12 protein-coding genes are annotated in these 13,316 nt (G+C 60.0%); 5 read left to right on the top strand and 7 right to left on the bottom strand.

Annotated features, from left to right (window positions below):
* Nucleotides 1–5: 5 nt before the first annotated feature.
* The 5 genes from EQW76_RS13990 to EQW76_RS13970 form a co-directional block, all read right to left on the bottom strand.
* The gene (locus EQW76_RS13990) at nt 6–1,313 is read right to left on the bottom strand and encodes an MFS family transporter (RefSeq protein ID WP_224127992.1); all 1,308 of its coding nucleotides are present in this window, start codon (nt 1,311–1,313) and stop codon (nt 6–8) included.
* Nucleotides 1,314–1,603: 290 nt separating this feature from the next.
* Nucleotides 1,604–2,350 carry an ATP-binding cassette domain-containing protein gene (locus tag EQW76_RS13985; RefSeq protein WP_142824987.1) on the bottom strand — a complete coding sequence of 249 codons (747 nt, stop codon included), beginning with the start codon at nt 2,348–2,350 and terminating at the stop codon, nt 1,604–1,606.
* Entirely contained in the window at nt 2,343–3,407 is a 1,065-nt protein-coding gene (locus EQW76_RS13980; protein WP_142824986.1) for a ribose ABC transporter, read from the bottom strand. The genes EQW76_RS13985 and EQW76_RS13980 overlap by 8 nt, the downstream gene beginning before the upstream one ends.
* Nucleotides 3,408–3,512: 105 nt before the next feature.
* Complete coding sequence (locus tag EQW76_RS13975; protein ID WP_142824985.1) at nt 3,513–4,505, bottom strand: ABC transporter substrate-binding protein; 993 nt, start codon at nt 4,503–4,505, stop codon at nt 3,513–3,515.
* A gap of 163 nt (nt 4,506–4,668) precedes the next feature.
* Nucleotides 4,669–5,580 (bottom strand): sugar-binding domain-containing protein, encoded by a 912-nt coding sequence (locus tag EQW76_RS13970; protein WP_142829478.1) that lies wholly within the window; start codon nt 5,578–5,580, stop codon nt 4,669–4,671.
* Nucleotides 5,581–5,843: 263 nt separating this feature from the next.
* On the opposite strand from EQW76_RS13970, the gene EQW76_RS13965 reads away from it, so the two are divergent.
* Nucleotides 5,844–6,761 (top strand): tagatose-bisphosphate aldolase, encoded by a 918-nt coding sequence (locus EQW76_RS13965; RefSeq protein WP_142824984.1) that lies wholly within the window; start codon nt 5,844–5,846, stop codon nt 6,759–6,761.
* A 15-nt stretch (nt 6,762–6,776) separates the two neighbouring features.
* Nucleotides 6,777–8,234: an ROK family protein gene (locus tag EQW76_RS13960; RefSeq protein ID WP_142824983.1), complete on the top strand. Its 1,458-nt coding sequence runs from the start codon at nt 6,777–6,779 to the stop codon at nt 8,232–8,234.
* A 21-nt stretch (nt 8,235–8,255) separates the two neighbouring features.
* Here EQW76_RS13960 and EQW76_RS13955 read toward each other — a convergent pair whose 3' ends face one another.
* The gene (locus EQW76_RS13955) at nt 8,256–9,266 is read right to left on the bottom strand and encodes a sensor histidine kinase (protein ID WP_142824982.1); all 1,011 of its coding nucleotides are present in this window, start codon (nt 9,264–9,266) and stop codon (nt 8,256–8,258) included.
* Nucleotides 9,267–9,466: 200 nt separating this feature from the next.
* Nucleotides 9,467–10,300 (bottom strand): SDR family NAD(P)-dependent oxidoreductase, encoded by an 834-nt coding sequence (locus tag EQW76_RS13950; RefSeq protein WP_142824981.1) that lies wholly within the window; start codon nt 10,298–10,300, stop codon nt 9,467–9,469.
* Between the two features lie 199 nt (nt 10,301–10,499).
* On the opposite strand from EQW76_RS13950, the gene EQW76_RS13945 reads away from it, so the two are divergent.
* The 3 genes from EQW76_RS13945 (at nt 10,500) to EQW76_RS13935 (ending at nt 13,277) form a co-directional block, all read left to right on the top strand.
* Nucleotides 10,500–12,047: a cryptochrome/photolyase family protein gene (locus EQW76_RS13945; protein ID WP_142824980.1), complete on the top strand. Its 1,548-nt coding sequence runs from the start codon at nt 10,500–10,502 to the stop codon at nt 12,045–12,047.
* A 34-nt stretch (nt 12,048–12,081) separates the two neighbouring features.
* Nucleotides 12,082–12,249: a DUF2256 domain-containing protein gene (locus EQW76_RS13940; protein ID WP_142824979.1), complete on the top strand. Its 168-nt coding sequence runs from the start codon at nt 12,082–12,084 to the stop codon at nt 12,247–12,249.
* Nucleotides 12,250–12,332: 83 nt separating this feature from the next.
* The gene (locus EQW76_RS13935; protein WP_142824978.1) at nt 12,333–13,277 is read left to right on the top strand and encodes a helix-turn-helix domain-containing protein; all 945 of its coding nucleotides are present in this window, start codon (nt 12,333–12,335) and stop codon (nt 13,275–13,277) included.
* Nucleotides 13,278–13,316: the final 39 nt, after the last annotated feature.

Below are 13,316 nucleotides of genomic sequence, written 5' to 3'. Positions count from 1 at the left end.
CTTACTTAATGGTCATCGTGCAGATAGCGTGCCTGGCGGGGGAGTCTTAGGGCGACGAGGAAGGCGATTATCATCATGATGGTGACATACCAGTAGAACAGCTGCTCGTTTCCGGCGTTCTTCATCGATAGCGCCACGAATTCTGCGGAGCCGCCGAATATAGCGTTGCCCACGGCATAAGCGAGACCCACGCCGAGGGCGCGCACTTCGGCCGGAAACATCTCGGCTTTCACGATGCCGCTGATCGAAGTGTAGAAGCTGACGATGGCGAGTGCGACCACGATCAGGACGCCTGCTATGACGGGGTCGGTGACGTGCTGCAGCGTGACGAGGATCGGCAACGTGCAAAGAGTGCCGAGCCCGCCGAACAGCAGCATGTTGTTGCGGCGGCCGATCCGGTCGGACAAGGCACCGAATATCGGCTGCATGCACATGTAGAGGAACAGCGCCACGGTCATCACGTAGCTCGCCGTTTTCACCGGCATGTGGACCGTATTGACGAGATATTTCTGCATGTACGTGGTGAAGGTGTAAAAGATCAGCGACCCGCCGGCGGTGTAGCCGAGGACCGTCAGGAAAGCGGGGGTATGATTGCGGAAAAGTGCCGAGAGCGAGCCTGCTTCCTTGCTGTTGCGGGTTTCAGCATTCTGGGTCTCCGTCAGGGTGCGACGCAGGAAGATCGATACGACGGCAGCGACGGCACCGATTGCAAAGGGAATGCGCCAGCCCCACTCGGTGATCTGTTCGCTGGTCATCAGCGCCTCGATGATGACGATCACCAGCACCGCCAGCAGTTGCCCGCCGATCAGCGTGACATACTGGAAAGACGAGAAGAAGCCGCGCCGGCCGCGCAATGCGACTTCGGACATGTAGGTTGCGGTCGTGCCGTATTCGCCGCCCACCGACAGACCCTGGATCAACCGTGCGACCAGCAGCAGGAAGGGCGCGAGGACCCCGACCTGCGCATAGGTCGGCAGGACCGCGATCATCAGCGAGCCGCCGCACATCATCGATACCGAGATCAGCATCGAGGTCTTGCGCCCGAGACGATCGGCGACGCGGCCGAAGAGCCAACCGCCGATCGGCCGCATCAGGAAGCCCGCAGCGAAAACCCCGGCCGTCTGAAGCAGCTGGACCGTCGGATCCTGGTTGGGGAAAAACGAGCTTTTGAAATAGAGCGCGGTGAAGGCGTAGACGTAGAAATCGAACCATTCCACAAGGTTGCCCGAAGATGCAGCCATGATCGCAACGATGCGGTGGCGGGTTTCCTCGGCCGTGTAAGGCACCGTGGTCGTGGTGGCTGGGTCTGACAAGATTTCCTCCTCCCGGATCATGCGGATCAACATGCAAAGCGCGTTGCGGAAGAGATCTAGAACCGCCAGCGGGAGATGCAACCTAAAAACGTAATGTTTGCGGGATGAGCCTGCCTTTTACCCAAGGTTATGAGAGCCCACGCCGGAGCACCCCGCACTGCGCACAATTGCTCTGCGGCGTCTTCCGGCGATGCGAGAATGCTCAGGAGTTTGACTGCGGCAGGCACCCCTGCATGAGGTCCACAAACGGCGACCTGCATCGCCGTTCGGAGAAACCAGGAGACCTGCAGCTATCCGCCGATCATCAGCTTGACGATCTCGTCATGAGTGGTTTCGGCAATCTTTCTTTCGCCGGCAACGATGCCGCGACGCAGGACGACGATCCGGTCGGAGACGGCAAAAATATCCTGCAGGTTATGGGAAATGAAAACCACGCCTCGCCCTTGCGCTTTCAGGGATTTGATGAGCGCCACGACCTTGCGCTGCTCGGGCACGCCGAGGGCTGCCGTCGGCTCGTCCATGATCAGGATGCGGGCATTCCAGTAGACGGCACGGCCGATTGCCACCGCCTGCCGCTGGCCGCCGGAAAAGTTGCTAACCGGCGCATCGAGACGTTTTACATGGAAATCCAGTGTCGCCATCGTCTTGCGGGCAGCCTCGGCCATAGCCTGGCGATCGATGACCGGCAGGAAGCCGAAGGCCTTTTTCATCGGCTCGCGGCCGAGGAAGATGTTGGCACCGATGGTCAGGTTATCGGCAAGCGCCAGGTCCTGATAGATCGTCTCGATGCCTTTTTCCCGCGCGTCCTGCGGCGAGGAAAACGACACAGGCTTGCCCTCGATGAGGATGTCTCCGGAGGTCGGCGGATAGACGCCGGAAATCGTCTTGATCATTGTCGTCTTGCCGGCGCCATTGTCTCCAGCCAGCGCTACCACTTCGCCGGGATGGACGACCAGCGAGCAGTTTTCCAGCGCTTTGACCGCGCCGAAGCTGCGGGACAGGTTGCGGACTTCGAGCAGAGGGGTCTGGCTATTCATCTTGCTTTGCTCCGGTGAACCGGCGCTGGGCCTGGTCAATGAGAACCGAAATGATGATGACGACGCCCACGGCGATGAACTGCCAGAAGGGTTCGACATTGAGGAAGACGAGACCGTACTGGATGACGGCGATGACCAGCGCGCCGGCAACGGTTCCGAGGATCGATCCGGATCCGCCAAAGAGGCTGGCACCACCGATGACCACGGCCGCAACGCAATCGAGTAACAGCGGTTCGCCCGCCTGGGCAGCACCTGCCGTGAAGCGCGCGGCATAGAGCGCACCGCCAAGGCCAGCGCAGGCCGCCGACAGCATGTAAAGCCGCATCAGATGGCGCTTGATATCGATCCCGGCGCGACGGGCAGCCTGTGCGTTGGCGCCGATCGCGTAGTTATGCTGGCCGAAGCGGGTCTGGCTGAGCAGGTAATGCATGAGCAGCACAAACACCGCCGTGACGATGACCAGGTAGGGAATGCCGAAGATGCGGCCGTTGCCCAGGATGGCGAAATAGTCGTTGTTGACAGGCACCGTCGTTCCACCGGCGAGCAGGAAAGCCGCGCCGCGTGCGACGCCGAACATACCGAGCGTGCCGATGAAGGGCGGAACTTTCAGCCGCGATATCAGCAGCCCGTTGACGACGCCCGGAATGGTGGCGACCAGGATGGCGACGAGAATGCCGAAGATCATGGCAGCCGGCAGCGGCATGTAGAGGCCGGCTATGTTGGTCATGTGCGCAGCCACCACGGCGGCAAGCCCCATGATAAAGCCCATCGACAAATCGATGCCGCCCGAAATGATGACGAAGGTCTGGCCGATGGCAAGAAGCAGCGGCGCAACGGCAAAGATCGCGATCGACTGCCAATTGAAAGGCGAGAACACGAATGTTCCGCCGAACGAAAGGCGTGACCAGATCTCGAACACGAGGATCAGCGCGGCGAGAAACAACCAGGCACGCAATTGGGCGATCCGCGTGATCAGGCTTTTGGTCTGGTCGGCATGGTCCGCCTGAGGCGCGACATGCAGGTCCGCCTTCGGCGGGGTTTCGACAGTGCTTGTCATTTTTTCATCCAGGAGCAGGGCCTGCGGCCTAAGGCTGCATGCGTTACAAATTGACGCTGGAAACCGCCCGCGGAGGATAGAGACCGACCGCGGGCGCCCTTTGGATTAGTCAGAGTAGATGTACTTCGCGACCTTTGGGTCGGACACATTGGCCTTGTTGATGATGGTAAAGCCCGTGCCGATTGCGGTCGGGATGGAATTGCCGGTCAGGTGCGCATAGGCGGCCATGACACCGAAATAGCCGATCTCGGCCGGATGCTGGGCGATGGCAACATCGACCAGGCCGGACTTGAGATTGTCGACCATGCTGGTCGGTGCATCGAAGGCGACGACCTTGACCGCGCCCGTCTTGCCCGCCTGCTTGACGCCTGTGGCCGATCCGAGAGCCGAAAACAGGTTGGCGCCGAACACACCGACGAGATCCGGGTTGCGGGCAAAGACTGCCTGAACCTGGGACGCTGCCTTGTTGGCATCGTTGTCGTTGAACTGCGTGTCGAGCACTTGGATATTCGGATGGTTGGCGGCCATTTCCTTCTTGAAGCCCTGCTCGCGCTGGTCGGTCGTCGAGACGCCCGGCTTGACGTTGGAGACATAGACCTTGCCCTTGTCGCCAACGGCAGTTGCCAGCGCGCGGGCAGCGATTTCACCGCCGAGCACATTGTCGGATGCGATGTAGGAGAGCGGGAAATCGGCATTGCCGGCGCCGGTTTGATACACGCCCGTGCCGATGAACGTATCGACGGTGATAACCGGAATACCGGCGTCGCTCGCCTTTTTCAGCGGCTGGACCAGCTGGTCCTTGTCGGTCGGGGCGATCAGGATGGCATCAGGCTTCTTGGCAATGACCGCGTCAAGCACCGGCACCTGCGTGACCGGATTGAAATCGGGTGCACCCTGGAACACCAGTTGAGCGCCAACAGCCTTGGCAGCAGCCTCGGCACCCTTGCGCATGGTGATGTAGAAAGCGTCTGTGGTCAGGCCGGGTACGAGTGCGATTGTATATTTCTTGTCCGCAGCGCCGGCGTGACCTGCGGTCAGGGCTGTGGATGTTACAATTGCCGCAGCAGCGGCAACCTTGAAGAATGAACGACGCTTCATAGTCTCCTCCATTATGAGCTAGTGTTCTATGCTAGACGGCGTCCCCTCCTGGAAACCGGCCAACACGATCCTCATGCCGAGATGCACCTCTCGTCAAGTGAAATTTCTTCCTGAAACGAATTTCCTTATTTTTGAATGAATGCGAATGGACTTTCCGAGATGCTCAGCGTGTCGCTTCCGCGCGCAGAATGTCGAGGATGGCCTGCGCGGTGGCGGTGTCCGTAACGAGCGCATTGATCATGCCCGCGCGCACTGCGCCGATGACGCCGGCCGCCTTCTCGACGGTGGCAACGACGCCGATCGCCAATCCGGTACGACGCAATTGCTCGGGCGAAGCTGCAATCATCCGCTCCTCGCCTACCCAGGTCAGCATCCGGCCATCGATGTCGACATAGTGGCGGATGACATCGCCGACGGCACTCAGCGCCTGCTCGTTCAGCGTGGCGGCACTCGCTTCGGGTGGATTTATGGCGTGGGGAAGTCCTATTCCGACGATGCAGCAATCCATGCGGTCCCAAAGACCAGTGGTCTCGCGCACGAAGGGGTCGCTGAGAAATGCCTCGCGCAGATCCGTCGAAGAGAGATACGGCGCGTGCAGGAAACGGGGCGTGCCGCCGACATGTTCGGCAGCCAGGCGGACAAACTCATTGATCTGGAAGTGCTGCGCCGCCTGCTGCATGCCGCCGTTCAACGGCACCACCAGCATACCGGGAATACGGGGCAGGCCAACCATCAGCACTTCGCGAATAGCCCTCCCCCAGCCTATGCCGAGCACCGAGCCGGTTCCGAGGCCCTCATCTTTCAGCAGGTTTCCCAAGGGGGCAGCGAGAGACCCCAGAACCCCCGAGGCCGGCGTATCGATCACCGCAGCGCGCTTCAGCTTGAGCGCCTCGATCAGTTCGAGCCTGATCTCGTCCGGTGAGGCGAGGTCTAGAACTTCGATCCTGACAATCCCGACTGCACGGGCCTTCTGCAGCAGGCGGGACACCGTCGCCGTCGAGACACCCACCTTCTTGGCAATGTCAACCTGCGACATGTCTGCCTCATAGTGCAGCTTTGCAACCATGTGCAGCATGGCGCGCGATGCCGGAGTTTCTTGCGAAGGCTGCGGAGGCACTCTTGCAATTCCTTTCTGAAACGTGTTACATGAACGAGACTTGGAGGAGTTATCGCTGAAAAGCGGCTAAACCGCAATCCTGCCGAAATGCCTAAAAATCAAGGCTATCCCATCGCCAACCGCACCCGGTGGCGCATCGCAGAATTGTGACCGTTTTCAGAGGCTCCGTCGAGCAATTGATCAGCAACCGCCCATAATTCAGCGGACAGGGAGTAGATGTGATGACAGCCATGACGACAGCGGAACAGCGCGCGTATCAGCAAATCTGCGGAGCCAACGGCGCAATGATGGTGATCGCGTGCGACCAGCGTGGCGGAATGCGGTCGCTTCTCGCCTCGACGCCCGAGGAGCAGGCGAAGATCGGCAACGACATGCTCGGCGATACCAAGGCCGATATTACCCGCCACCTCGCCGCCCACGCCGGCTGCGTGCTGGTCGATCCGATCTGCGCCGTACCGCATCTCGTTGATCGCGGCATTCTTCCGCGCGACACCGGGCTTCTGATCGGCCTCGACGCATCCGGTTGGGACACATCGCCGGAAGGCTACCGCATTTCCAAGATGGTGGAAGGCATCGATGCCCGGCGCGTTCGCCAACTCGGCGGCACCGGCGGCAAGATCATGGTCTATCTGCGCATGGATGTTCCGGAGGCCAACACGCAGAACCTTGCAACATTGAAGCACTTCATCGAGGATTTCGGTCGCGAGGATCTGCTGCTCGTCGTCGAGTTCCTGACCTACCGGCTCGAAGGTGAAAGCCCTGCGGAATACGAAGCGAAAGTGCCGGCCCTGATCTTCGAAGGCTCGCGCGCATGCCTGGAATTGGGTTCCAAGGTGCTGAAGATCCCTTACCCTGGCTCGGAAGAAGCCTGCGCCAACATCACCAAGCTTGCCGGCAACGTTCCATGGGCCGTGCTGTCGGCCGGTGTCGATCACGAGACCTTTCTCGTCCAGGTCGAAGCAGCCATGAAGAACGGCGCTTCGGGCGTCATTGCAGGCCGTTCGCTTTGGAAGGACTGCATTTCGATAGACCGGGAAATCTCGGAAAAGAAGCTTTCGACGATCGCGGTTTCGAGATTGAAGGATATCCAGGCGATCATTGCGCGCTATTACAATACGCGCACCAGCAAGGCAGCATAAGGTCCGGTCGCAGACATGAAAACGCAGCAATGTGCAATCGGCGTCGATATCGGCGGTACGAATATTCGCGCTGCACTGATCTCCGCGACCGGAGAGATCCTGAGCAAGAAGATCGTTCCCGGGAGCCGCGACCGGGAAACGGCCATCGACATCATCTCAGGCCTCATCCGCGAGATCGATGGTCCACAGGTCGTGGCCATCGGCATCGGCGTTCCCGGGCGCGTCGATGCCCATGCGGGGGCCGTGCTGTCCGGCGGTTATCTCGATCTGTCGAGCTGCGATTTCAGGACGCTGATCGAAAGCGCGTTCGGCAAGCCGGTGGCCATTGCAAATGACTGCAGCATGGCGCTGCTCGGCGAGACCGGCGTCGGCGCATCACGCGGCGCCCGCAGCGCCGTGATGCTGACGATCGGCACTGGAATCGGCGGTGCGGCGATGGAAAACGGGCGTATCGTCAACGGCAAGCAAAGTGCCGGGCAGCTTGGCCATATCGTCGTCAACCACGGCGGCCGGCAATGCATCTGCGGACAGGTCGGATGCGTCGAAACCGAATCTTCGGGAACCGCGCTTGGGCGCCACCTTGACGAAGCCGGATATCCGGCCGGAACGCGGTTCGAGGATATCCTCAGCCAGGCACGGGACGGAGACGACCGCGCCCTCGGCGTCATCAGGAACTGGGCGGGACCGCTTCGCGCGGCGCTCGGAACACTATCGGCAGCCTTCGATCCAGCCATGCTGCTGCTCGGTGGAGGCATGGGACAGGCGGCAGTCGAGGCGCTGGCGTTTCTTCCGGCCGTGTCAGGCTGGAACTGCACGCCGGTCAGAGCCGCAGCACTCGGTGACGATGCGGGCATAGTAGGCGCAGGGCTCGCAGCCCACGAACTCGCCAGGCAGCGGCAAGGCTGGCCTTCGCGCCAGGCCAGCGGCAAACGCGTGCTCATGGTCAACGGCATACCCGCATCGGGCAAGAGCCGCCTCTCGCATGCGGTGTCCGAGGCAACGGGATGGCCGATCCTTGCCCTCGACACGGTCAAGAACCCATTTCTCGAATACATCGAAGACGTCGACCGGTTGTTCAACCGGACGCTCGGCAAGGCGAGCTATAAGGCGATATGGTCGGTTATCCGCGATGCGCCCGACGGTTCGACCTTCATAGTCGATGCGTGGTTCGGCTTTCAGCCGCTCGAACTCCTTAAGGAGCATATAGAAATGTCCGGCGCCACGGACATTGCCGAGATCTGGTGTCACGCGCCGGGAGAGATCCTGGCAGAGCGATATGCTGCCCGGCTGGAGAAACGCCTTCCCGGCCATCCCGGGGCTTCCTATATCCCAGAACTGATCGAACTGGCCAAACGGGCCGGCCCTTCCGCAATCGGCCCGGTCTACGATGTCGATACCACGCAATTTCCGGATGACGACGCTGCCGTCAGATGGGCAAAATTGGTGCTCTCCGGGATGACGCCAGCGTCATAAACCGGAACCGAGCTATCCGCTCTACTTCGCAAGCCGCAACGGATTGACGACAAGGGTGACCACAACGCCGCCCTCGAACCATTCGTACTTGATGGAACCTTGAAGCTGGCCGGTAACGCTTCGCTCGACGAGCTTGCTGCCGTAGCCTCCGACGCCGGTGGGTGCGCGGACCTTGGGTCCCCCGCGCTCTGTCCAAACGATCGTCACGGCTTCGTCATGCGCCGAGCATGAAACATCGAGTATCCCGGTATCCACCGACAGCGCACCGTACTTCAGGGAATTGGTTGCCAGTTCATGGACGATCAGCGCCAGGATTGTCGTTGCCGATTCCCCGACGCTCATGCGCGGTACGGAAACGCGGATACGCCCGCTGAATGCGCCGAGATCGTCATAGGGCGCAAGCAGAACGGTAAGCAGGTCGCCAAGAAGCGCCGACGCTTCCTTCGTCTGGCCGGGTACGGGCCGCACCAGATCGTGGGCACGACCGAGAGCCGTCAACCGCAGTGTCAGCTCTCGCGCCATATCGTTGGTGGTCTCAGTCGAGCGGGAAGTGATAGCCGTTAACCCTGCAGCGATCGCCAGAAGATTCTTGACGCGATGGCTCATCTCGCCAGCCAGCAGTTCACGGCCTTCTTCCGCCTGCTTGCGTCCGGTGACATCGATAAAAATACCGAACATGATCCGCTTGACCATTCCAGCATCGTCACCTTGGCCGCGCGCCGAAATCCATTTGAGCTCTTCGCCGATTATAACGCGGAAATCGATCTCGTAGGCGCCGATGAGAGCCCTTGTCGCCGTGAAGGCAGCCCGCACGCGATCACGGTCAGCCGGGTGGATGTGGGCAGAAAGGTCTTCGAAATTGATATCCTGGCCGCGCGGAATTCCCCACAAGTCATAGGCATGATCGTCCATAGCCAAGGCATCCGTGTCCACATTCCACGACCATAATGTGACGCCGGCCGCCTGAATCGCGCGTACCAGGTTTTTGGGTTCCCAAAGAAGAGGTTTCAAGGCTTCTGCTGTCGTGGTCATGGAAACTCCGGAATCTGGCTGCTGGCAATGCAATGCGGTATAGCTCTATGCGCAGTTAAAAGTCCAAATTGTCAAAAACACTCTTCATTGGCAACCTCGCCATGATTGCATCCACGAGTAGCGATACTCATCCGCAATCCAGAAGAGAGTCACCCGAGCCCGGAGAAAGTAACCGCAGGGTCCCGCGTGCGAAATCGCATCTACTCGGGAAACAGGCTGGTGAAACGCAACGCCCTGCCGCCGGTGGCGACCACTTCGTTCATCTCTTTTTCCAGCAGATCGCGATCGTCGGCGCCGCGCAGCAAACGCCCCGACAGCGCATCGAAGCGGCCGCTGGCGATATCGACGATGAGGCCGGCGGCACGCGACGGAGGCACGTCTACGCCATCGGCAAACAGCTGCTGGATTGCGGGAAGGTGCTTTTTCCCTTCCTCCGACAGGAGCTGCATTTCCGTCATAGTCGTCCGCACCAGTCCCGGATCCACCGCGAAAGCGAGAACACCGCCTTCCCTGGTGGTATCGTTGAGACATTCGGTAAAGCGCATAATCGCTGCCTTGCTCGACGCGTAGCCGGAGCCGTTCGGAAAGCTGTTGCCGGTGCCGCCGCCGACAAGGTTGACGATGCGGCCCTTGCCGCGCTCAAGCATCGCGGGTGCAAGCGATCGCGACGTATGAAAGCTGCCACGCAGATTGATTTCGACATCTTGCCACCAGACATCGGGATCGCATTCCCAGATCGGTCCGAACGCACGGAAGGAGCCGTGATTGTTGACCAGCAGGTCGACCGGGCCGAGCTTTTCGGCGATGAGCGCAGTCGCGCGCTCTACCGCATGCCGATCGACGAGGTCGACTGGCAGTGCGAACGCCGTCCCGCCGTCCTCGCGGATCAGCGATTCCGTTTCGGCAATCTCGCTGCCAGTCCGTGCCACGACTGCGACTGCGGCACCGGCTTTGGCGAGATGACGAGCGATTTCGCGGCCTATGCCCCGGCCGGCACCTGTCACCAGGCACACGGTTCCATCCAGCTTGTTCAAGAGAGCCTCCTCGTTCCGACCGGCATCAGGGCAACACCCATCCAGTCCATCCCGGACTGGACATATGGCGTGTCCGCCGAAATTCAACGCGGCAGCCCCTACATTGCCGAGCGGAGCGCGCAGCTTTCAAAAGATCCGGTAACGCCTCGACAGCGTAAGGGATTGCACCAAAAGATGTCCCTCACCTGAAAGCCCTGCGATGAAGCCCGTCCGTCACCTCATCTTCGTTCTCGGCGATCAGCTGTCCGCCTCCCTTTCGAGCCTCGAAGGCGCCGATCCGGAGCAGGATGTGATCCTGATGTGCGAGGTCATCGAAGAAGCGAGCTATGTGCCGCATCACAAGTTGAAGATTGCGCTGATTTTCTCGGCCATGCGGCATTTCGCCGAGGAACTTCGCGCCAGGGGGTTCGAGCTGCGATATACGCGACTGGACGACCCCGAGAATGCCGGCTCGTTTACCGGCGAACTCGCCCGCGCCGTCGCCGCCGTGTCGCCTCAGGGCGTCGTCGTCACCGAGGGTTCCGAATGGCGGGTCTTGCAGTCGCAGGAAGGCTGGAAATCGACCCTCGAAGTTCCCGTCGAGATCAGGACCGACACCCGCTTCCTGTGCTCCGTAGCGATGTTCCGGGAATGGGCGGCGGGAAGACGCTCACTGACGATGGAATATTTCTATCGCGACATGCGCCGGAAAACCGGCCTGCTGATGCGAGGCGCGGAACCCGAGGGCGGCAAATGGAACTTCGATGCCGAAAATCGAAAGCCGGCAAAACCGGATATGTTTCGCCCGAAGCACCCGGTTTTCCAACCTGACGCGATCACCACCGAGGTCCTCGATCTCGTCGAGCGGACATTTGCCGGGAACATGGGCTCGACGAAGAACTTCGGATTTGCCGTCACCCGCGCCGATGCAGAGACCGCATCCGAGGCTTTCATACGTGATTTTCTACCGAACTTCGGCGAAACCCAGGATGCGATGCTGAGAGACGAGCCGTTTCTCAACCACGCACTGCTATCGTTCTATATCAACATCGGCCTGCTCGACCCGCTGGCTGTCTGCCGCGCAGCAGAGCGGGCCTATCTCGAAGGATCGGCGCCGCTGAATGCGGTGGAAGGCTTCATCCGCCAGATCATCGGCTGGCGGGAATATATAAGAGGCATCTACTGGCTGAAGATGCCAGGATATGAAAACAGCAATGTCTTCGAAGCCAGCCGGCCGCTTCCGGCGTTTTTCTGGACCGGCGACACCGAGATGACCTGCCTTTCGACTGTCATCACGCAAACGATGACCCATGCCTATGCGCACCATATCCACCGCCTGATGGTGGTCGGGAATTTCTCTATGCTGGCTGCCCTCGATCCCCACGCCGTCCACGAATGGTATCTGTCTGTCTATGCGGACGCCTTCGAATGGGTGGAGCTTCCAAACGTGATCGGCATGAGCCAGTTTGCCGATGGTGGCTTCATGGCGTCCAAACCCTATGCCGCCAGCGGCGCCTATATCGACCGGATGTCCGATTACTGCAAAGATTGCCGATACGACGTATCGAAGAAGGTCGGCGACGATGCCTGTCCGCTGAACGCGCTCTACTGGGACTTCCTCGATCGCAACAAATCCGTCCTGTCGAAAAATCAGCGTCTGGCGCAGGTCTACGCATCCTGGAACCGCATGGAGGATGGCAAGCGACAAGCATACAGGGCCAGCGCTGCAGCGTTTCTCCAGAAACTCGATACCGGCGAGAAAGTCTAATGAAGCCCCGCCTCTCCATGACGAGACCCGCACCATGCCGAAAATGAAAAAGAAGGCGGACCTGCCGACGAAAATCTGCGCATCATGCGGCCTGCCCTTCACCTGGCGCAAGAAATGGGCTGCCAGCTGGAGCGATGTCAAGTTCTGCTCGGAGCGCTGCCGCCGCACCAGGTCCGACACCAAGCCGACCCCCGTCAGTTGAACGTGCCGTTTGATGCACGATTGAATAAATCAAAATTCTCGATATAGAAGATCATCCATTTCCTGAAGGCTGATCGGACTTTCATGAGCCGCAATTTCCTTGTCGTCGACCCCGTGGAAGACATGTCCGTGCTGAAGGGCCTCGCCTCGCCTGCGCGGGTTTCCATCCTCAAATTGCTGCACGAAAAGGGGCCTCTCAATGTCAACGAGATCGCCGATATCCTGTCGCTGCCGCAATCCAGCGTATCGACGAATGTCCAGATGCTCGAAGAGGCCGGCCTCATCCGCACCGAGACGCACAAGGCTCGAAAAGGCAACCAGAAGGTCTGTTACAGCGTCTACGACGAAGTTCTCGTTGTCTTCAAGAACGACATCAAGGAAACCGAAGCGGACGCCGTGGAAGTTTCCATGCCGCTTGGTCTCTACACCAGCTTCGAGGTGACAGCTCCCTGCGGCCTCTGTTCGGTCGATGGTATCATCGGCTTGCTCGATGTTCCCAGCACCTTTCTCGACCCCGACCGGATGAAAACAGCGCTCATCTGGTTCACTCGCGGCCATGTCGAATACCAGTTCCCGAACAACGCGCGGCTGACCAATACCAGCGTCCGCGAAATAGAATTCGTCATGGAACTGAGCTCGGAAGTGCCCGGCACCAGCGCCGACTGGCCTTCGGATATCACTCTCTCTGTCAACGGCGTCGATGTCGGCACTTGGACGTCTCCCGGCGATTTCGGCGACAAACGTGGCGTTTTCACCCCCGATTGGTGGAAACTGAAGGGATCGCAATACGGAAAGCTCAAGAATTTCCGCATCACCGACGACGGCGCCTTTGTCGACGGATTGCGCATCTCCGACATTTCGCTGGCAGACCTGAAACTCGAGGAGCACCACTCCATCCGCCTGCGTATAGGGGTGCGGGACGATGCCAAGCACCCGGGCGGGATCAACATCTTCGGACGAGGGTTCGGAAATTACGACCAGGATATCCTGCTGAGACTGAAGACCCGCCGCGAGCCAAAAGCCTCATAAAATTCCACTTGACCCCGCCAGGGGCATCCGCTTTACTAC

It is taken from the genome of Rhizobium sp. rho-13.1, assembly GCF_007000305.1.
Classification (GTDB): domain Bacteria; phylum Pseudomonadota; class Alphaproteobacteria; order Rhizobiales; family Rhizobiaceae; genus Rhizobium; species Rhizobium rhododendri.
The sequence above is the reverse complement of the archived record's forward strand: the minus strand, read 5'-3'. Positions and strand labels throughout refer to the sequence as shown.

Excerpts from the sequence above, each read along its gene's own strand:
- EQW76_RS13985 (WP_142824987.1), bottom strand. The coding sequence starts at position 2,350 with ATGAATAGCCAGACCCCTCTGCTCGAAGTCCGCAACCTGTCCCGCAGC.
- EQW76_RS13980 (WP_142824986.1), bottom strand. The coding sequence starts at position 3,407 with ATGACAAGCACTGTCGAAACCCCGCCGAAGGCGGACCTGCATGTCGCG.
- EQW76_RS13975 (WP_142824985.1), bottom strand. The coding sequence starts at position 4,505 with ATGAAGCGTCGTTCATTCTTCAAGGTTGCCGCTGCTGCGGCAATTGTA.
- EQW76_RS13970 (WP_142829478.1), bottom strand. The coding sequence starts at position 5,580 with ATGCTGCACATGGTTGCAAAGCTGCACTATGAGGCAGACATGTCGCAG.
- EQW76_RS13965 (WP_142824984.1), top strand. The coding sequence starts at position 5,844 with ATGACAGCCATGACGACAGCGGAACAGCGCGCGTATCAGCAAATCTGC.
- EQW76_RS13960 (WP_142824983.1), top strand. The coding sequence starts at position 6,777 with ATGAAAACGCAGCAATGTGCAATCGGCGTCGATATCGGCGGTACGAAT.
- EQW76_RS13955 (WP_142824982.1), bottom strand. The coding sequence starts at position 9,266 with ATGACCACGACAGCAGAAGCCTTGAAACCTCTTCTTTGGGAACCCAAA.
- EQW76_RS13945 (WP_142824980.1), top strand. The coding sequence starts at position 10,500 with ATGAAGCCCGTCCGTCACCTCATCTTCGTTCTCGGCGATCAGCTGTCC.
- EQW76_RS13940 (WP_142824979.1), top strand. The coding sequence starts at position 12,082 with ATGCCGAAAATGAAAAAGAAGGCGGACCTGCCGACGAAAATCTGCGCA.
- EQW76_RS13935 (WP_142824978.1), top strand. The coding sequence starts at position 12,333 with ATGAGCCGCAATTTCCTTGTCGTCGACCCCGTGGAAGACATGTCCGTG.